We start from the raw sequence: 19,025 nt of genomic DNA, 5'->3' as shown, positions 1-19,025 counted from the left end.
ATCTGCCGCAGTCCATTCGTCCGGGTCAGTCGCCGGGCGCCGACCAGTGCACCACCTTCATGGCGGTCATCTCGTCGAGTAGCTCGGGCCCGAAGCCGAAGCCCGTGCCGCTGGCACGGCGGGGTTCGGAGGCTCCGCCGGGCGCACCGCCGAAGACGTCGTTGATCTTGACGGTGCCGACGGGAAGGCTGCGCCACGATTCCTGGGCATGCGCCATGTTGCCGGTCAGCACGGTGGCGGCCAGGCCGTATCGGTCGTCGGCGGCTTCGGCCAACGCGGCAGCGAAGTCCGGCACAACCCGTACCGGCGCGATGGGACCGAATGTTTCCTCGCGCATGATGAGCATTTCGGGCGTGCAGTCGGTCAACACGGTCGGCGGGTAGAACGAACCCGGCCCGGGTCGCGGCTCGCCGCCGACCAGAACGTGGGCCCCGGCGCGGGTGGCCTCCTCGACATGCGAGTGCACGTGCTCGCGATGGCGCTCGTCGACCAGCGGTCCGATGCGGTCGGCCCACGCGATCGCCTCGTCGATCAGCGCGTTGAGGAACGTATCGGCGATGGATTGCACAACGTAGACCCGCTCCACCGAGACGCAGATCTGTCCGGCGTTCGCGAAGGCACCCAGTGCCGCCTGGCCGGCCGCCCAAGCCGGATCCACATCGGCGTCGACGATCAAAGGATCGTTTCCGCCGTTCTCCAGCAGAGCCTTGGCGCCTCGATCGGCACAGGCCCGCGCGATCTCTCGGCCCGTCGCGCTGCTGCCCACGTGCGCGACGACATCGACCAGCTCAGCGGCCGCCAACCGTTCCCCGACGGTGCCGTCGCCGTCCACGATTTCGAGGACACCGTCGGGCAACCGGGCGGCCAGCAGTTCGGCGAACCGCCGCCCGGTTTGCGGGCAGCGCTCGCTGGGCTTGTGCACCACGGTGTTCCCGGCCACCAGCGCCGCGCCGAGCAGTCCGGCCGCCACCGCCACGGGATCGTTCCACGGGGTGATCACCGCAACCACGCCGCGCGGCTGGGGAACCATCAGGTCGGTTGCCGACCAGCCGCCCTGGAGGGCGTGCCCGCGGTGTAGCGGACCGAGGTGGGCGTACTGAAGAAGCGTGTCGATGCCCGCCTCCACGCCGCCGCGCGCGTCGCCGCCCAGCTTGCCGGTCTCCCGCTCGTTGAGTTCGGCGAGTTCGTCGGCCGCGGCGCGGACGTCGGCCGCCGCGGCCGCAACCGCGGCGGCGCGTTCAGCCGGCGGGGTGCGGGCCCAGTCATTGGCGGCGGCCGCGGCGCGCCTGACCGCTTCATCACAGTCGGCGGGCTCGGTGATCGGCACCTGGGTGACGGTGTCGCCGGTGCGAGGATCCAGGACGCTGATGATTTTGGTAAGGGTCGAAGCCACGACAGCGAATACCCGGCCACCGGGCCGACCAATCAGCCGCCGTCAGGAATCGCTGGTCAGCGCGGTGAAGACGCCTCGGGACACGTTGCCGATCCGGTAAGGTCGGCGTGTCCGCCGGCGGAAGGGATAGCGGCTTCGATGGCAAAACGGTTCCCCGACAACGCCTTTACCTCATCGCAGGCGGTGGACCCGAATCTGCGCAGAGTTGCCCGGTTTCTTCCGCGTGGGTACTCGCTCCACCGTGGGCTCAAGGTCCAGCGGGCAATCATGAACTTTCTGGGAACCCAGGGGCGGTTGCGCGACGTGCCGGAAGCGGCGGTCAACGAGCACGTCACGGTTCGTCTGCATCGTCCGGTTGGTCTTCCCGACTCCGCGCCGGCCATGTTGTGGGTCCACGGCGGCGGAACGATCATGGGTCGCGCCGCCCAGGACGACAAGTTCCTGCGCAAGCTGTCGAACCGCACCGGTGTTGCCATCGCGGCGGTGGAACATCGCGTGGCCCCCGAGCATCCCTATCCGATCCCGGTCGAGGACTGCTACGCGGCGCTGCGCTGGCTCGCGCGCCAACCGTGGGTGGACGCGGATCGGCTTGCCGTGGGCGGGGCCAGTGCGGGCGGACTGTTCGCGGCCGCGGTGGCGCAATGGGCTCACGACCGCGGTGAGGTCAAGCTCGCCTTCCAGATGCTGGTGTATCCCATGCTCGACGATCGGACCGGCGCCGAACGCAGCGGTCAGAGGCGCATCATGTGGGCTGAGACCGACAACCAGCTGGCGTGGCGTTGGTATCTCAGCGGCGCCGACGCCAACGAGGCCGCCCCGGCGCGGCGGGGCGATCTGTCCGGACTGCCGCCGGCATGGATCGGGGTCGGAACGTTGGACCTCTTCTACGAGGAGTGCCGACAATACGCGCGGCGCTTGCGGGAGGCGGGCGTCCCCGTGCATGAGGAGATCGCCCCCGGCGCCTTTCACGCCTTCGACCAGATAGCGGACAAGGCGCCCGTGTCGGTGAAATTCTTCGCCAGCCAGTGCGATCACCTTCGGGATGCGCTCGCCGCGTCCGCGGCATAGCCCGCACGCGGCCGAGCCAGCTTGTCGACGAACATATTTCGCCCGGCGTAGCACCGGCGAGGTCGCTCTGCGCCCAAGTTCGGAGAGCGAATGCCCCCGCTTTTGACTGCAAAGTGTGCAGAATGTGCAACTATGGACGCCGTGGTCGTCAATCAGATGGGTCTACGCGAGCGGCGTCGCCGTCAGACGAGCGCGGACATTCGCGACGCCGCAGTGCGCCTCACGGTGGAACGCGGCTACGACAAGGTCACCATCGACGAGATCTGCGCCGAAGCCGGCATCTCGACGCGCACCTTCTTCAACTACTTCCCCAATAAAGAGTCGGCGATCGCCTACGGCCCCTCGGACATACCCCCCGAACTCGTGGCGGATTTCGTCGCCGCCGGCCCCGCCCCGTACTCGGTCGTGCTGGCGGAGCTGATCACGCTGGCCGCCCACCACCTTCGCGACGTGCCTCCGCGCCGCGAACACGCGGCACACATGCTCGAACTCGCCAAGACCTCGCCGGCGGTGTTGGCCGCGTTCCTCGCCGACCTGGAACGCTTTCAGACTCACCTGACCGACATCATCGCCCGCCGCCAGGGCACGCGACCCGACGACGAGATCGTCGCGCTGATCGCCGCGCTGGCGCTCACCGCGGTGCGCTCGGGCATCGAGCGGTGGTCGAGGGGCGAGGGAGACGTCGACGACACGCCGATGCCCCATGTCGAGCGTGCCGCCGCGCTGGTCAACAGCATCTTCACGAAGTGATCTGAAACACCGATCGCAATCGTTGCATGGTGTGCAACAAATGCACAATATGTACTATGCTCTCTTTGCGGTACTCGAGAACGCCTTCGCATCAGAAGGCACGCGTCGCACCGCGGGCGACCATCGGTGTTCTCGGGAGGCCGCTAGCTCTGACCATCGAACTTGTACGGAACCGAGGCGACCGCCGAAACCGTTGCGGCGCAGCGTAAGCCGTGGCGCACGACTGACCACATCACGATCGGGTGATGAGGAAGGGAATTCCCTAGGTGCAGATCTCGAAGGTTGTGCGCAACGCATGGTTGCCGATGCTGATCGTCGCGGTGCTGGTGGTCGGCGGCTTCGCCGTCGCCCGCGTCAAGACCTTCTTCGGTGCACACGACACCGGCGTTATGACCAGCCCGAGGCTGGATGACTCCAAGCCGTTCAAGCCGAAGGTGGTCAAATACGAGGTCTTCGGCTCGGCGCCAACCGCCAACGTGAACTACTTGGACCTGTCCGCCGACCCGAAGCGGGTCGACGGTGCGCCGTTGCCCTGGACGCTCGTGCTCAGCACGACCGCCCCCTCGGTCTTCCCGAACCTCTCGGCGCAGAGCGACGGTGATTCCCTCGGTTGTCGCATCACCATCGACGACGAAGTCAAGGCCGAGAACCTGACCAACCGCGTGCACGCCCTGACCTTCTGCATGGTGAAATCCGCATGAGCGCACACCTCGACGACGCCCGCACCGACTCCATCCCCGTAGCCGGGGAGCCGGTCAGGGAAAAAATCCCGCGGCTCATCCGAACCTTCGCCGTGCCCATCATCATCGGCTGGATCGCGCTCATTGCAGTGCTCAACGTCGTCGTCCCCCAGTTGGACGAGGTCGGGAAGATGCGCTCGGTGTCGCTGGCCCCCGACGATGCGCAGTCGGTCGTGGCGACCAAGCGGATGGGCGCGATCTTCAACGAGTACAAGTCCAACAGCTCGGTCATGATCGTGCTCGAGGGCCAGAATCCGCTCGGCGCCGACGCCCACGCCTATTACGACAAGATCGTGCGGAAGCTCGACGCCGACACTAAACACGTTGAGCACGTTCAGGATATGTGGAGTGATCCGCTGACCGGGGCGGGCGCACAGAGCAACGACGGCAAGGCCGCCTACGTCCAGGTGTACCTGGCGGGTAACCAGGGCGAAGCCCTGGCCAACGAATCCGTCGAGTCCGTCCAGAGCATCGTCAAGAGTTCGCCCCCGCCCACCGGAGTGAAGGCCTACGTGACCGGGCCGGCGGCACTGTCGGCGGATCAGCACGTGGCAGGCGACCGCAGCCTGCAGCTCATCACCGCGGCCACGTTCACGGTGATCATCGGCATGCTGCTGCTCGTCTACCGGTCAGTCGTCACCGTGCTGCTCACGTTGCTGATGGTGGTCTTCGAGCTCGCGGCCGCGCGCGGAATGGTCGCTTTCCTGGGCTACTACAAGATCATTGGGCTTTCAACCTTCGCCACCAACCTGCTGGTTACGTTGGCCATCGCGGCCGCCACCGACTATGCGATTTTCTTGATCGGCCGATATCAGGAAGCCCGCGCGGTCGGCGAATCACGCGAAGACGCGTATTACACCATGTACAAGGGCACCGCCCACGTCGTGCTCGGATCGGGCCTGACCATCGCCGGCGCGACCTTTTGCCTACATTTCACCAACCTGCCCTACTTCCAGACGCTGGGCGTCCCGTTGGCCATCGGCATGGTGGTGGTCGTGGCGGCGGCGTTGACGCTGGGCCCCGCGGTCATCTCGGTCGCGACGCGATTCCGCAAGACGCTCGAACCCAAGCGCACTCAACGGATTCGCGGGTGGCGCAAGATCGGCGCGCTCGTGGTGCGCTGGCCCGGCCCCATCCTCGTGGTGACGATCGGCATCGCGCTCGTCGGGTTGCTGACGCTGCCCGGATACCGCACCAACTACAACGACCGCAACTACCTACCCGCGGACCTGCCCGCCAACGAGGGTTACGCGGCCGCCGATCGGCACTTCTCCCAGGCGCGGATGAATCCCGAAGTGCTGATGATCGAAAGCGACCACGATCTGCGCAATTCCGCGGACTTCCTGGTGATCGACAAGATCGCCAAGACGGTTTTCCGGGTGCCCGGGATTGGCCGCGTGCAAGCCATCACCCGGCCGCAGGGCACGCCGATCGAGCACACCTCGATCCCGTTCCAGATCAGCATGCAGAGCGTCACCCAGCAGATGAACCAGAAGTATCAGGAAGACCAGATGGCCGACATGCTGCACCAGGCCGACATGATGCAGACGACCATCGACAGCATGGAAAAGATGTCGAGCATCACCGCGCAGATGGCCAACGACATGCATCAGATGGTCAAGAAGATGCACGACATGACCATCGACATCAACGAATTACGCGAGCACATGGCCGATTTCGAGGACTTCTTCCGGCCGATCCGTAGCTACCTCTACTGGGAAAGGCACTGCTTCGACATCCCGGTCTGCTGGTCGCTCCGCTCCGTCTTCGACGGCCTGGACGGCATCGACATCATGACCGACGACATCGAGAGCCTGCTGCCGATCATGGATCACCTCGACACGCTGATGCCCCAAATGGTGGCGCTGATGCCGTCGATGATCGAGAACATGAAGGCCATGAAAACCACGATGCTGACCATGTATGCGACCCAGAAGGGTCTGCAGGATCAGCAGAACGAGGCGCAGAAGAACTCCAACGCCATGGGTAAGGCGTTCGACGCGTCCAAGAACGACGACTCCTTCTACCTGCCGCCGGAAACCTTCAACAACGCCGAGTTCAAGAAGGGGATGAAGAACTTCATCTCCCCCGACGGCCACGCCGTGCGCTTCATCATCAGCCATGACGGCGATCCGATGTCGCAGGAGGGCATTTCGCACATCGGTGCCATCAAGAAGGCCGCGTACGAAGCGCTCAAGGGCACGCCGCTGGAGGGCTCGAAGATCTATCTCGCGGGCACCGCGTCGATCTACAAAGACCTCAGCGACGGCAACACCTATGACTTGCTGATCGCCGGGATCTCTTCCCTGTGCCTGATTTTCATCATCATGCTGCTCATCACGCGGGGCGTGGTGGCCTCGGCCGTCATCGTGGGCACCGTCTTGCTCTCGCTGGGGGCGTCGTTCGGTCTGTCGGTGCTGATCTGGCAACACCTGATCGGCATCGAACTGCACTGGATGGTGCTCGCGATGTCGGTCATCATCCTGCTTGCCGTGGGCGCCGACTACAACCTGCTGTTGGTGGCGCGGTTCAAGGAGGAGATCCACGCCGGCCTGAACACCGGGATCATCCGGTCGATGGGCGGTACCGGTTCGGTCGTCACCTCGGCGGGTCTGGTGTTCGCGTTCACGATGATGACGATGGCCGTAAGCGAACTGACGGTCATCGGCCAGGTCGGCACCACCATCGGATTGGGTCTGCTGTTTGACACCCTGGTCGTCCGGTCGTTGATGACGCCGTCCATCGCCGCGCTGCTGGGCAAGTGGTTCTGGTGGCCGCAGCGGGTGCGGCAGCGTCCGGTTCCCTCGCCGTGGCCCAAGCCGACTGAGGGGGCCGCCCAGCAGGAGGCCGAATCCCTCGCTCCCGCTAGGTAACCCAGTCCGGTTGCCCGGCGGTGTCGACAGCGGAGAAGTCCTTGTGGCCCAGGCCCGCGGTAGTTCCGCCGTCGACGACGAACTCCGAGCCCGTCGAATAGCTCGACTCGTCGCTGGCCAGGTAGACGACGAGGTTGGAGACTTCCTTGGGCTGGGCGATGCGGCCCAACGCGGTCTGGAAGATATCCTCGGGAACCCACTCCGTCATCGGCGTCTTGATCAGCCCGGGATGGATCGAGTTCACCCGGATCCCGCTGGGCCCCAACTCCAGTGCCGCCGATTTGGTCAGCCCCCGGACCGCGAACTTGGTCGCGGTGTACCCGTGGCAGGCGATCGTGCCGGCGATCCCCTCGATCGAGGAGATGTTGATTATCGACCCCCGTCCGGCCTCCTTCATCGGCTTCACCACCGCGCGGATGCCCAGGAACACGCCCGTCAGGTTGATGTCGAGGATGCGCTGCCACTCCGAGAGCGCATAGTCCTCGAAGGTGCCGATGTTGATGATGCCCGCGTTGTTGACGAGCACGTCGAGATGGCCGAACTCACTCAGGGCGGTGGCCACCGCGGCGTCCCAATCCTCGGGCTTCGTCACGTCGAGGTGCAGGTAGCGGGCGGCGTCCCCAACTTCGGCCGCAACGGCCTTGCCCTCGTCGTCGAGGATGTCGCCGAACACCACCTTGGCCCCCTCGCCCACGAGCGTGCGCACGTGCGAGGCCCCCATCCCCCGCGCGCCTCCACTGATCAGCGCGACCTTTCCGGCCAACCGTTCTGCCACTGTGATTCTCCTGTCGTGTAGGTCCTAAGCACCATACGTACAGGATGCGATGTATGGCCAGAGCCAGCCCGGCTTGCGAATTGCGCGATTGTGCGATTGCGCGATCAGCGACGAAATCGGTGAACCAGCCGGGGTAGGTTACGACGTCTACTGCGTGTTTGCCGTGCCGACAATGGAGTTTTGTGCTCGACGACACGAAAACCGCCCGCATCTTCGGGGCGCCGGGCAATCAAGGCGTTCCCATCGATGCCCATGCTCGACTGCGCGTCGGGCAAGCCGCGGTTCCGTTGTCCGTCGCAAGCTCTTGGCGCCATTGGCAATAGCGAGCGCTGTTTGACGAGGTACCACGCCCGCGAAGACCGTCAATAGCCGATCGATGCAAGGAATGCGCCATCGGGTTCTTGGTAGAATCCGATGGTCATCAGGTTCAGCATGTACACGATCCTCAATCCGTGTCCGAAGCACCATCGCAGCAGTTCGACATTGCGCAACGGCGCGAGGAACCCGTTGAAGGAGAACGCTTCCGCGTTCGCGATCAACGCGATCAGATCTTGATTGGTCAGGCCAACGGAATGGCCGGTGAAGCCGACGTTCGTCGTATATCCGGTGATCCGTCCTTCGCGCTGGACGACCTTGGCCGATTCCTGCGCGAGCGCATCGCGCAGTTCTCCGCTTCTGTCGTGGCCATGCACCGCTATGCAGATCCTGTTGCATTCATCTAAGTCAGCCTCTTCGGCATCGCGCACGTCAAAGCCCTTGATACGCAGCGACAGCGGTTCGCCTTGGATCGTCGCGAGTGGTTCGCGGGTCTTGAAGCCAAGGTCGGTATACAGACTCATCGAGCGGTTATTATAGGCAGCTTGCACGAGTCGCACCCCTGTGGCGTTCTCTTCAGCACTTCGCTGCAACATGACCTGCATGAGGGTGCGGCCGATACCGCTGTCTTGCACGGTGGGTTCGACGGTGACCGGACCAACGCTGAAGATGACCGAGCGCTCGTCGAGGAAGGCGCTGCCGACGATCCGATGGTCGGATTCGGCGACGACGCTGAGGTATCCCGGATGGGACTGCAGCGAGGCGATGAGTTCTTTGGCCGGCTCCAGTGTCGGCAAATCCGGCGGGAAATTATGCTCAACAGCGATCTGGCGGAAGGCCTCGTAGCAGATCCGACTGCAGCCTTCAATGTCGGCTGGCGTCATCCCGCGGGTGCGGATCATTAGCATTCCTTATCTGATGTATCTGCTGACAATTTTGCGATCTGTCGTTGCCATTCGGCCATAGCCCGGGGCACGCCCGCCAGCATGAGGGCGGCGGTAACCCCCGTCCATCGTCGGGGTTCGACTGCGCCGCCTCCACGCGGCGATGACGTGCGATAAGCATTCAGTGGACGCTGATACAGTCGGCAACATCGCAGTTTCATCGTAACGTCTCGGCCACCGCGATAACGTCTTCGACGGCGGGTCGCTGCGTGTAGTCCTCGTTGAGGCCGGCGAATCGCACAATCCCATGACCGTCGAGGACGAACGTGGCCGTATCGGAAGGCGGATCTCGCCCGGGCCCTTGAAGTCGATGGGGTCTGCGTTTTTTCGCTCGTAGTTGCGAGCGAGATATAGCGGTACGGCATAGGTGATTCCGAGGGTTGTGCCGACCTTACATCCGACATCACTCAGGACCATGTGCTTCATCTTGTGCATATCCACTGTGCACCTGCTCTTTTCAGCGAGCTGTGGTGAAATAGCGACGAGTGCGACGCCAGCGGCGTGTATACGGTGCAGCTGCTGTTGATAGGTGCGCAGTTCGAGATCGCAGTACCGACACCACGGTCCGCGATAAAAGGTGATGATCACAGCCGTGTGCGGGAGCAGGTGTAACGCGACTTCGTTGGCGTCGGCATCGGGCAAGTTGAAATCGGGAGCGAAGTCCCCAACGTGCAGGGCTTTGAGGATCGCACCGGACCGCACCAATTCGTTGTGCGTCCGGTTCATCTCGTCGAGATCGGTTTGCGTGAGTACCGACGGGGTGAATTACGAACGTGGGTCAGGGCCTGGTCGATGGAGAACGGTCTTTCTGGAAGGGGCGGCGGCGTCAAATCACGAGGGGCCTGTGCGATTTGCGACCGTTGCGTGTAATTCTTGTGCATGCTTCCCCGTTCCGATCTCTTTGCTAGAGCTGTCCTACATACAATCAGCGATCGCTGTGGTGAGGTGATTTATTGCGGCACCTCCTTATCCTGCGAGGTTGCCACTGCGAGGACGTGCTCTGTCTTGCTGTGCGTTTCGGAGCAGAGGACGCCCATGCCGGCTCGCGGATCGTCGACGACAGACGCCGATTCATCGTCATCGTGTTCCGGGGCCGAAAAGTGGAGCCTGCGGATTTGCATTGGGGCACGCGTCTGCGTGGCTGCAACGGGGACGGTTGCACGAGCCACTGGATGCTTCTGAGAGCCGTTGCTGGGCAGGGGCTTTCTCCCGACCGAGGATCGGCTGACTGCACGCTTGTGAGATAGCCCGATGCGCCAGGCGATGAGACACGCAACGAGCGCCAGCGCTGGGTACTGGAGAATTATCCGCCAAGTTGGCGGTGTAATGGCAGCGTCCGAATTGCCATGGCCCCCAGTGTCATTGCCGCTGAAGGCCAGTGCTTGAGGTGTTTGCGTCTGATCGTCGGTCACCGGTGAAGCGAGCTCCGGCGGTATGGGATCAACGGTCACGCGAGCCCAGCGCATCGTTGTGTCGGTTTGCTTGACCTCTGAACCCGTTCTTGCCGCCGGCCGGGCGGAAAGACTCGACTGCGCTTTCACAGGTGCAGCATCACCTGCAGATACCGCGGCAACGATCGCGGCCGCAGTGACTATTCGGATCAGCACCCGATGGTGAGATACGCCGTCTCTCATGTCAAACCCTCTTCTCGGCGCCGGTTACTGTGTGATCGGTCCTGCAATAAGACTGACGACAGAAGCCGCCCGAGACCACGACGTGGTTTCTCCAACGTGGTAGAAGTCTGCTTGCACAGCAGGTGGCAATGGTGAACCGCCGGTAGGGACTCGCCGTGACCAGCCGGCCCGTTGGGTTGTGCAACCACCTCGGCTGGCGGCGGTCGATCGTCTCAGTGCGGAAAGGCGCACCGGCTTGGCGCCGTGGAGCAGTACATAAATCAACGCGTTATCCCAGAGAATCGTCCTGCATGGCAGGGCATTTGGCCGATATCGATCACAATGAGGCCGATTACGCCCTGGGGTGTGTGTTGCGTGATGCCCAAGATGGCACGAGCAGCGTGATGCCGCCGTGGCGCCCAGCCGCCCTCTTCTCAGGCACCGAAGGCGAAGTCGCGACGGCTGAAAAATAGGATCGTCTGCAGTGTCCGCCGGGACGGGCAATCCAGCGTGATCTGTGGTTCCCGGCGCCCAAGGTTTCGGTGGGCTACGGTCAGGAGGCGATGCTGCCGGTGCTGGTGACGGTCTCGGCGTTCTCGCGAGATGCGGTCTAAGGCCGCAGAATTCACAGCGGCCGGGTCAAGTTGTCCGGATTGCACCTGCGCGGCCACCAGTGTCGCTGTGTCGGGAATTGCTTGCGTGCTCATTTCTACCGCCCCGCACAAGCTGAGCTTGCCATACCGACCCCACTACCGGCCCTCGGGCCGAATTTTGAGCACCCTTTCAGCGTTGCCGTGCGCGATCTTGGCCAGATCTGCAGGCGCTAGCGGTAACCTCCGCAAGAAGTCGACTGCCGGACCGCTATGCTCGTACGGATAATCGATGGCGAACATGACATTGTCGATTCCGATCGCATAAACCGCCCCCAACAAGGCGGCGGTCGAACACACTCCACTGGTTGTGATCAGGATATTGTCCTGCACATATCGCGATGGCGGTTTCCTCAGTTCGAAAGGCAGCCGGGTCTTTTCGGCCATGGAGTCGAACCGGGCAAGTTGAAACGGCAGGTATTCCCCCATGTGGCCGAGAATGAGGCGCGCACCCGGGAAGCGGTCAAAAACGCCGCCAAAAATTACGCGCATTGCGTGTCCGCCGGTGTCGGACGCCCACCGGTACATCGCGGCTTGAAGTTCCGGATGACCCTCAAGGACTGCCCAACGATCGTCTTCAGCGCCCAGGGTGGGATGTAGGTACAGCGGGGCATCTAGTTGTTCAAGCATCGCCCAGACGGGATCGTACTGTCGATCGTCTAAGTAGTGCCCGAGCGTGGGCCCGTTCACGAGGGCGCCGTGGAGGCCGAGGGCAGCTGCTCGTTGAAGTTCCTTGACCGCTGCGTCCGGATCCTGCAAAGGAAGTGCTGCCAGTCCGGCAAAACGCGTCGGATGAGAGGCAATCGCCTCAGCCAGGAAGTCGTTGGCGCGGCGCGCATCGTCGATCGCGACTTTAACGTCTGGCTGACCCTGAATCCCAGGTGCGGTCAGTGACAGAACTTGGATATCAACGCCAGCAGCGTCCATATCTGCTAATCGCAACTCCGCAACGTCGCCGATCCGCTCACCAACATGCGCGAGCATCTCCGGAGCCATCAGTCTTGCGAGTTCTTGACTTGCCCATGGATCGCGGTATGCGCCCGCTGTTTGGAGCGAGTCGGTCCAGAACGCTTCCTCGAGCGCAATTGTCCGCATAAATGGTCCTCCTCAACTGGTCGCCAGGTGGCGACGAACGTGGCCTCAACAGTGCAGCGCTCGCCCCTAGACGGTGTGCAAGCGGCGAACGAGGGTTTCGCTGATCACCGGCGGCATCGACATTGGGATGCTCACCACGTAACCGATTCGTCGCAAGGGATCACTTCCGCGTAGGAGCGGTTACAGGCCATGAGCGTTTTTCAATTCTGCGGAGGCCCGCTCACCGATGACCACGCAGGGTGCCATTGTGTTTCCGCTAGTGATTCGCGGCATGATTGACCCATCGGCGACGCGCAGGTTAGCGACGCCGTGCACCCTCAAATAGTCGTCGACAACCGATAATGCGTCGTGGCCCATGCTGGCTGTGCCGACTTGGTGCCAGTAGGAAACTGCAGCGTCGCGAATATAGTGAATAAGGTCGGCGCCCTTGAGGCTGCCTGGCATCACTTCGCGCTTGACGAATTCTGCGAGGACGTTCGAGTTGCCCACCTCACGCATCATTTCGACGCACTGGATGGCCTTGGTCAGGTCGGTGTCACGGGATAAGGCATTGTCGACGATGCGCACGGGATCATCGGGCGCGGGGCCGGTTAGTTCGACGTACCCGCGGCTTTCTGGGTGGCTGACGGCGCCGTGAATAATTGACGGCTGGTCTGGCAGCCCATAGCGCACGATATTTTCCCGACTCGCCAAGGCGACAGGTCCGTGACACGCGAAGAAGTCCGGATAATCACCAGCACTTGACCAGAACATTGCGGCGTCAGCGGTATTCGTTCGGGGGTGAGGGTTGGGGTATTCCCATACACACGTAATCCCGACGTGGTCCTGAAGGTTGCGACCTACTCCTGGTAGGTGCTGCACGACTGGGATGGCGAAGCGGTCCAGCTGCGACTGATCACCAATGCCTGACAACATCAGCACTTTCGCGGTGTGGATGGCGCCCAAGGCGAGTACAACTTCTCCCCGGACGTAGAACCGGTGTGGGTCTCCACGATAGTCAACCTCTATTCCGGCGGCGACTTTGCCCTCGATAATCACCCGCCGCATGTATGCGCCGGTAAGCACGGTGAGGTTGGGGCGGTCCATATAGGGATAGGTGTAGGAACGAAATACCGACCGACGTACACCGTTGGATATCAACATGTCGGTGATGGCGGCGCCTCCTGCGCCTTCCATCATGGCGCCGTTGGGACTGTCGAAGGTCTTGAATCCAGTGGCCGCCGCAGCTTCGACGAGCGTTGAACCGATCGCGTTTGATGTCGGCGAGGGCTGGACACAAAGGGGGCCACCCACTCCCCGGTAGTCGGGGTCTGCGGGCCCCTGCCAGTCTTCGATACCGCGGTAAACCTCGAGAACCGAAGAGTAGTTCCACGATTCGTTGCCGGCCACGGTGGCGAAGTGATCCCAATCTGCTTGGTGCCCACGTGCCCAGATCATTGCGTTGATGCTGGATCCGCCGCCGAGGATCTTACCCATTGAGGACACCAGTGCGCGGTTGTTGAGTTGCTCGTTAGGTTCGACGGAAAACGCCCAGTCGGCCGGGCCGCCTATGTTGGTCAGCCATAGGCGCGGGTCGGCGACACTGGGGATTTCATCGGACTCACCGGCTTCCACTAGCAGGACCTTGGTATCGCTATTCTCGGCAAGGCGCCGTGCGACCACTGAGCCTGCAGTTCCGGCCCCGCAGACGATGAAGTCGTAGTGGGTTTGTAGCCTCGAGGTCAGCAAAGCCTGATTCTCGGCGACCCGCTGAGCAAACGCCCGATCGTGTTCGCCGCGGGTCAGCAATGAATTCTGTTGCACACCAATATGTTCAAGGTAGCCGGCGCATGCGGCCACGACCGGGCGGCTCCGATGTCGAAGTTGCGTGCTCCCACCGCAGGTCGTCGGCGGCGTGCGTGGGCTTCGCATGTGTCTCACATTGCGCTCCCCCTCGGGTGCTCGGCTTCTGTCATAGGTTGGCGTCGGCAGCGCACAGTCCATCGGGTATGGCGTGTGCGCGGCGTCCATATGTGCCATACCTTTTGGCTGACTGCTGCCGAGATCACATGGCGTGGGTCGGCTCTCGATTGCCGTGTCAACTTCTGGCCGCACGTCCACACCAACTGCGGAATTTGCAAGATTGATTCCGCTGGAGAGCATTTGGCCGAGATCGATCACACAGGGGCCGAAATAGACCCTCCCACAGGGATGGTTTCGGGCTCAAGATGGACGCAGTGTCGTCGGTGGCGACGTGCAGTTGGCTCACCCATTTGGAGGCTAAAGTCATCATGACCACAACGGATGAGATGGTCGGCCCTACCCGAGCGGAACTTGTCGACAGGGCCACGGATCTGCATCCCCTGCTGCGCGCGCATGCCGCATGGGCCGAGACGAATCGCCGGGCAGCCGACGAAGTGATCGAGGCCATGGGTTCTGCCGGCTTCTTCCGCATGTTCACACCTTTGCGGTTCGGCGGATTTCAGACTGGCCTTCGTACGGCTTTCGAGGTGTGCGAAGCGGTCGCCGCGGCCGACGCCTCAGCTGGCTGGTTGCTTGGGATCGGCGCGATCGGAGCGTTTGCGGTGGCCCAGGGCTCCGAGCAGCTCCAGCAAGAGGTATTCGGTCAATCACCTGACGTGTACATGGCAGGTGGGCTCACTCCGGCCCCAGCACGCCGAGTCGACGGCGGCATCCGAGTGAGCGGCCGGTGGGGGTGGGCCTCGGGTTCTTCTCACGCCAAGTGGGCCGCTCTGACCGCCAACGTTCTCGACGGCACCGAACCGGGCCCATACTATTGTCTCGCGCCGGTGTCGGAAGTTCGGCTCGAAGACACCTGGCACACGGTGGGCATGCGCGCCACTGCCAGCAACACCTTGGTCGGCGACGACTTGTTCGTGCCTGAGCACCGAATGATCTTTTTGGCATCCCTGTTGGCTGGACGTGTCGGCGGCGAGCCACCCGGTTCCACCCTGCCCTACGTTCCAGTCGGAACGGTCCTTTTGCTGCCCGCCATCCTCGGGCCTGCGCGTGCCGCACTGGATCTGGCTCTGGATGCCGCCAGCAGCAAACCAATCCAGTACACGTTCTTCGCGCATCAACGAGATTCAGTGGGCGTCCAAATGCAAATCGGCGAAGCGGAGCTGAAGCTGCGCACGGCACGGCTGTTGTCCTATCAAGTGGCCGACGAACTAGACCAATTCATGGGCGCCGGCTCGCTGCCGGACGACTCCGACCGGGCCAGATATAAGGCCACGTGTGCCTACGCGTCTCGACAGGCCATCGGGGCACTCAACATCCTGATCGACGTACATGGCGCCGGGAGCTTCGCCGAAGCCAGTCCGATGCAACGGTATTGGCGTGACGCGAGCACCGCAGCCCGTCACGCCGGGCTGAACTACGCCGTGGCCGCCGAGGTCTACGGCAAGGATCTGCTCGGCGTGGACGAAGTGGTCAGCCCGATGGTGTGATCCCGCGACCATGTCCCACGCCGGTCACCACGTTTCTGAACACCGCGGTGCAAACGAGTTCGATTTGCAACGGAGCCCCGCACCGGGCGGTTCCTTGCGACGCGAGAGATGGGAGAGGATTTCGTGAAGATCAGTTTGTCGATACTCCTCGGAAACGGCGCGGGGAAATCCTTCATCGATGTTTACGTCGACCAGGTTTCCCGAGCGCACAAGGAGGGATTCTCCCGCGTCTGGACTCCACAGCTGCCCTGGGAGCCGGATTTGAGCAGCACGGTTGCAGTAGCACTGCGCGAAGTGCCAGACATCGAGATCGGCGCATCGGTTCTGCCTATCCAAGTTGCGCACCCGATGCTTACTGCGCAACGTGCTTTGACGCTGAGCCGGCTATCCGACAATCGCTTCAGTCTGGGACTCGGCGTCAACCATCCGAAGATGAGCGAAAAGCTGTGGGGCGTCCCATGGGAGAAGCCCGTCCGACGCATGCGCGAGTACCTCGATGGGTTACTGCCTCTGCTCGCCGGGGATACCGCCGACTCGACGGGTGAGCTAGTCACCACCCGCGGGTCGCTGGACATACCGCACGCCGCTACGCCGCCGGTCTACATCGCCGCGTTGGGCCCGCAGATGCTGCGACTCGCCGGCGGCCGCGCGGCCGGCACTTTGACCTGGATGACGGGACCCAAGACGCTGGCCGGCCACATCGGCCCCACCCTGCGCGACGCGGCCTCCGCGGCAGGTCGATCCGCACACGACGTCAAGGTAGTAGCCGTGCTGCCCGTATGCGTCACAGACGATGCCAAGGCTGTCAAAGAGTCTGCGGCAAAGCAATTCGAGATCTACGGCACCTTACCGTCGTATCGCGCCATGCTCGACAGGGAAGGCTACGCAAATCCCGAGGACAGTGCGTTGATCGGTGATGAATCGTCCGTGAGCAGCCGCATCGAGGAGCTACGCGCTGCAGGCGTGGATGAGTTCGTCGGTCAGCCCATGGGAGAAGACGACGAGACCCTCACACGAACACGGACACTCCTGCGTTCACTCGACGACGAATGACCGTCGTCCGGCGAACCCAACCGCCAGTCTCGACATCGTTTTCTGTTCCTCGACGCACCAATCCGCGAGCATGCATTGCACGCCGGGTCGCCGCTACCCCGGCACTTGGCTTTGGTTCTGCAAGAAGGAGATTCAACACATGAGTGAATTCGATCCGGAAAAGTTCATGGAAAACGACGAAGCACTGAAGGAGTTCAACGCGGGCATCCTCGAGGAATTCCGCGCCAATCACGGCAAGATAGGCGGAATCTTTGAGGGTTTTGATGTCGTTCTACTCACCGCCAAGGGGGCCAGGTCGGGGCTGTCGCGGTTGACCCCGCTGGTGAGCTTGAGTATCGACGGCAAGATGGTCGTCATCGGTTCGCGTGGCGGCGCTCCGAAGGATCCAGCGTGGGTACACAACGTGCGGGCAAACCCCCAAGGTCAGTTGGAGATCGGCACGCACAAGTACGAAGTGACGGTCCGCGAGGTGCGTGACGAGGAGCGCGATGCACTCTTCGACAAGGTGGTCGTGATGGCGCCCAACTACGGCGAATACCAGGCCAAGACCACCCGCGTCATCCCACTGTTCGAATTGCGGCCGAATTGATCACCCCCGCATGAACGCACACCACGATGCTCGCGATGATGCGGCGATGAGGTGAAGCCTTCGCATTGGACTCCCCCTTCTGGCGAGTCGGCGCTGATCGACACGTCGGTGGGTGACCGCTTGCGGGAGGTCGCCAACGAGGTCCCCGAGCGAATTGCCCTGATCGAGGGGCTGGTTTCGCCGCGGACACGACGCTGGACCTACGCCACGCTTCTCGCCGACACCGAACGTTGCGCTCGTTATCTTCTCGGTCGCTTCGAACCGGGTGAACGCATCGCCGTCTGGGCCAACGACATACCCGAATGGGTAATACTCGAGTATGGTGCGGCGCTGGCTGGCCTGATCTTGGTGACGATCAACCCGAGCCTTAAGGCCGAGGAGGCGAGATATATCCTCGCGCAGTCAAGGACGGCCGGCTTGTTCCTCGTGACGCAGGTGCGAGGCAACCCGCTCGAGGCGCATGCAATGGCCATTCGTTCCGAATTGCCTGAGCTGCGTAGTGTATCGCGTCTCGATCTCCTCGCGGAGCTCATTGCAGGCGCTGGCGGTGACGAGATCATCCTGCCCGTGGTGGGATTCGACGACCCGGTGCAGATCCAGTACACAAGCGGGACAACCGGATTTCCGAAGGGCGTGGTGTTACGGCACGGCGGCATCGTCAACAACGCGCGGTCGTGGACCGAGCGCATGGAGCTCCCCGACGGTATTGGATGGCTGCAGGCGACTCCTCTGTTTCACACCAGCGGTTGCGTGATGAATGTGCTTGGCGCACTGGATAGACGGGCCAAGTTGGTGCTTATGCCGAGCTTCGATCCCGGTCTCTTCCTCGAGCTGATCGAGTTGGAGAAACTATGGTTCGCCGGCGGCGTTCCCACCATGCTGATTGCCGCCATGGAGCATCCGGACTCATCGCGCCGAGATCTGTCGTCATGGCGATCGACGGTGTCAGGTGGGGCTCCAGTTCCTGAGGCGCTGGTACGGCGCATCGAGGATGCGCTGGGTATCGACGTCATGGTCACCTACGGCCAAACAGAATGCTCACCCGTTCTCACCAGCACTGGGCCCTCGGATAGTGCTGAGGACAAAGGTCAAACGGTCGGTTCACCGTTGGCGCACACGGAGCTACGCATCGTCGACCCGGTGTCGCTGCAGACGGTACCCCTCGGAGTGTCTGGAGAAGTATGGGCACGTGGGTATTTCACGATGCTTGGGTACTTCGAAGATCCAGAGGAAACAGCTCAGACGTTGCTTGCGGATGGATGGCTGCGCACCGGCGACGTGGCGACCATGGACGAGCGAGGATATTGCCGGATAGTCGGGCGCCTGAAGGACATCATCATTCGAGGTGGTGAGAATCTCTTTCCCGTCGAGATCGAAGACCTCCTCTACCAACATCCAGAAGTCGCGGAAGTGGCCGTCGTCGGCTTACCTGACGATCACTGGGGCGAGGTCGTCGGGGCCTTCATTCGACCCCGCGATCCAGAGGTTGCGCCGACGATCACAGACCTACGCACTTACGTCCGCGCCCATCTCTCCGCACAGAAGACGCCTACGAAGTGGTATGCCGTAGACGGCTACCCCCTGACCGGATCCGGCAAGATCCAGAAGTTCGCTATTCGGCAGCGCTGGATACGGGGTGAATTCGCTGGCCTCGAGCTTGACCCCTAGACGGTCTGGGCCGACTTGAGGCTGAAGGCATCGGGCTGCTATCGGACGTG

The 19,025-nt window shown here is 62.7% G+C and carries 15 protein-coding genes; 9 read left to right on the top strand and 6 right to left on the bottom strand.

Annotated elements, in window-relative coordinates:
* Positions 1-25: 25 nt before the first annotated feature.
* Entirely contained in the window at positions 26-1,393 is a 1,368-nt protein-coding gene (locus BRW65_RS08230) for an aldehyde dehydrogenase family protein (RefSeq protein ID WP_432206402.1), read from the bottom strand.
* Positions 1,394-1,531: 138 nt separating this feature from the next.
* On the opposite strand from BRW65_RS08230, the gene BRW65_RS08225 reads away from it, so the two are divergent.
* The 4 genes from BRW65_RS08225 to BRW65_RS08210 all read left to right on the top strand — a co-directional run bounded on the left by BRW65_RS08225 (position 1,532) and on the right by BRW65_RS08210 (position 6,824).
* Positions 1,532-2,461, top strand: a complete 930-nt coding sequence (locus tag BRW65_RS08225) for an alpha/beta hydrolase (RefSeq protein ID WP_073873369.1) — start codon at positions 1,532-1,534, stop codon at positions 2,459-2,461.
* Between the two features lie 132 nt (positions 2,462-2,593).
* Entirely contained in the window at positions 2,594-3,211 is a 618-nt protein-coding gene (locus tag BRW65_RS08220; protein ID WP_073873367.1) for a TetR/AcrR family transcriptional regulator, read from the top strand.
* Positions 3,212-3,477: 266 nt separating this feature from the next.
* The gene (locus tag BRW65_RS08215; RefSeq protein WP_279627652.1) at positions 3,478-3,912 is read left to right on the top strand and encodes an MmpS family transport accessory protein; all 435 of its coding nucleotides are present in this window, start codon (positions 3,478-3,480) and stop codon (positions 3,910-3,912) included.
* Positions 3,909-6,824, top strand: a complete 2,916-nt coding sequence (locus BRW65_RS08210) for an RND family transporter (RefSeq protein WP_073873365.1) — start codon at positions 3,909-3,911, stop codon at positions 6,822-6,824. The genes BRW65_RS08215 and BRW65_RS08210 overlap by 4 nt, the downstream gene beginning before the upstream one ends.
* Here the strand turns inward: BRW65_RS08210 and BRW65_RS08205 are convergent.
* The 3 genes from BRW65_RS08205 to BRW65_RS32875 form a co-directional block, all read right to left on the bottom strand.
* On the bottom strand, positions 6,817-7,599 hold the full coding sequence (locus BRW65_RS08205) for an SDR family oxidoreductase (RefSeq protein WP_073873364.1): 783 nt from the start codon (positions 7,597-7,599) through the stop codon (positions 6,817-6,819). The two genes, BRW65_RS08210 and BRW65_RS08205, sit on opposite strands and share 8 nt — an antisense overlap.
* A gap of 362 nt (positions 7,600-7,961) precedes the next feature.
* The gene (locus BRW65_RS08200; RefSeq protein WP_139272924.1) at positions 7,962-8,816 is read right to left on the bottom strand and encodes a GNAT family N-acetyltransferase; all 855 of its coding nucleotides are present in this window, start codon (positions 8,814-8,816) and stop codon (positions 7,962-7,964) included.
* A gap of 9 nt (positions 8,817-8,825) precedes the next feature.
* Positions 8,826-9,584 carry a peroxiredoxin-like family protein gene (locus BRW65_RS32875; protein WP_073873360.1) on the bottom strand — a complete coding sequence of 253 codons (759 nt, stop codon included), beginning with the start codon at positions 9,582-9,584 and terminating at the stop codon, positions 8,826-8,828.
* A 1,198-nt stretch (positions 9,585-10,782) separates the two neighbouring features.
* Between BRW65_RS32875 and BRW65_RS32010 the strand changes: the two genes are divergently transcribed.
* Positions 10,783-10,944 carry a hypothetical protein gene (locus BRW65_RS32010; RefSeq protein WP_208611768.1) on the top strand — a complete coding sequence of 54 codons (162 nt, stop codon included), beginning with the start codon at positions 10,783-10,785 and terminating at the stop codon, positions 10,942-10,944.
* Positions 10,945-11,220: 276 nt separating this feature from the next.
* Here the strand turns inward: BRW65_RS32010 and BRW65_RS08185 are convergent, their stop codons facing one another.
* Together BRW65_RS08185 and BRW65_RS08180 are read right to left on the bottom strand one after the other, a co-directional pair.
* Positions 11,221-12,216 (bottom strand): amidohydrolase family protein, encoded by a 996-nt coding sequence (locus BRW65_RS08185; protein ID WP_073873358.1) that lies wholly within the window; start codon positions 12,214-12,216, stop codon positions 11,221-11,223.
* Positions 12,217-12,396: 180 nt separating this feature from the next.
* Positions 12,397-13,944: a GMC family oxidoreductase gene (locus tag BRW65_RS08180; protein ID WP_073873531.1), complete on the bottom strand. Its 1,548-nt coding sequence runs from the start codon at positions 13,942-13,944 to the stop codon at positions 12,397-12,399.
* A gap of 542 nt (positions 13,945-14,486) precedes the next feature.
* Between BRW65_RS08180 and BRW65_RS08175 the strand changes: the two genes are divergently transcribed.
* From BRW65_RS08175 to BRW65_RS08160, 4 genes are all read left to right on the top strand, one after another.
* On the top strand, positions 14,487-15,665 hold the full coding sequence (locus BRW65_RS08175; protein WP_073873529.1) for an acyl-CoA dehydrogenase family protein: 1,179 nt from the start codon (positions 14,487-14,489) through the stop codon (positions 15,663-15,665).
* 108 nt (positions 15,666-15,773) lie between these two features.
* The gene (locus tag BRW65_RS08170; protein ID WP_139272923.1) at positions 15,774-16,718 is read left to right on the top strand and encodes a TIGR03564 family F420-dependent LLM class oxidoreductase; all 945 of its coding nucleotides are present in this window, start codon (positions 15,774-15,776) and stop codon (positions 16,716-16,718) included.
* 139 nt (positions 16,719-16,857) lie between these two features.
* Entirely contained in the window at positions 16,858-17,307 is a 450-nt protein-coding gene (locus BRW65_RS08165) for a nitroreductase family deazaflavin-dependent oxidoreductase (RefSeq protein WP_073873525.1), read from the top strand.
* A 51-nt stretch (positions 17,308-17,358) separates the two neighbouring features.
* Entirely contained in the window at positions 17,359-18,975 is a 1,617-nt protein-coding gene (locus BRW65_RS08160) for an AMP-binding protein (RefSeq protein WP_073873356.1), read from the top strand.
* Positions 18,976-19,025: the final 50 nt, after the last annotated feature.

Source organism: Mycobacterium paraffinicum, assembly GCF_001907675.1.
GTDB lineage: Bacteria > Actinomycetota > Actinomycetes > Mycobacteriales > Mycobacteriaceae > Mycobacterium > Mycobacterium paraffinicum_A.
Note: the sequence above shows the minus strand (reverse complement) of the source record. Positions and strands in the feature narration are given on the sequence as shown.

What these genes read in the sequence shown, in the direction of transcription:
- BRW65_RS08225 (WP_073873369.1), top strand. Translation starts at nt 1,532, where the DNA reads ATGGCAAAACGGTTCCCCGACAACGCCTTTACCTCATCGCAGGCGGTG.
- BRW65_RS08220 (WP_073873367.1), top strand. Translation starts at nt 2,594, where the DNA reads ATGGACGCCGTGGTCGTCAATCAGATGGGTCTACGCGAGCGGCGTCGC.
- BRW65_RS08210 (WP_073873365.1), top strand. Translation starts at nt 3,909, where the DNA reads ATGAGCGCACACCTCGACGACGCCCGCACCGACTCCATCCCCGTAGCC.
- BRW65_RS08200 (WP_139272924.1), bottom strand. Translation starts at nt 8,816, where the DNA reads ATGATCCGCACCCGCGGGATGACGCCAGCCGACATTGAAGGCTGCAGT.
- BRW65_RS32875 (WP_073873360.1), bottom strand. Translation starts at nt 9,584, where the DNA reads ATGAACCGGACGCACAACGAATTGGTGCGGTCCGGTGCGATCCTCAAA.
- BRW65_RS32010 (WP_208611768.1), top strand. Translation starts at nt 10,783, where the DNA reads ATGGCAGGGCATTTGGCCGATATCGATCACAATGAGGCCGATTACGCC.
- BRW65_RS08185 (WP_073873358.1), bottom strand. Translation starts at nt 12,216, where the DNA reads ATGCGGACAATTGCGCTCGAGGAAGCGTTCTGGACCGACTCGCTCCAA.
- BRW65_RS08175 (WP_073873529.1), top strand. Translation starts at nt 14,487, where the DNA reads ATGACCACAACGGATGAGATGGTCGGCCCTACCCGAGCGGAACTTGTC.
- BRW65_RS08170 (WP_139272923.1), top strand. Translation starts at nt 15,774, where the DNA reads ATGGGAGAGGATTTCGTGAAGATCAGTTTGTCGATACTCCTCGGAAAC.
- BRW65_RS08165 (WP_073873525.1), top strand. Translation starts at nt 16,858, where the DNA reads ATGAGTGAATTCGATCCGGAAAAGTTCATGGAAAACGACGAAGCACTG.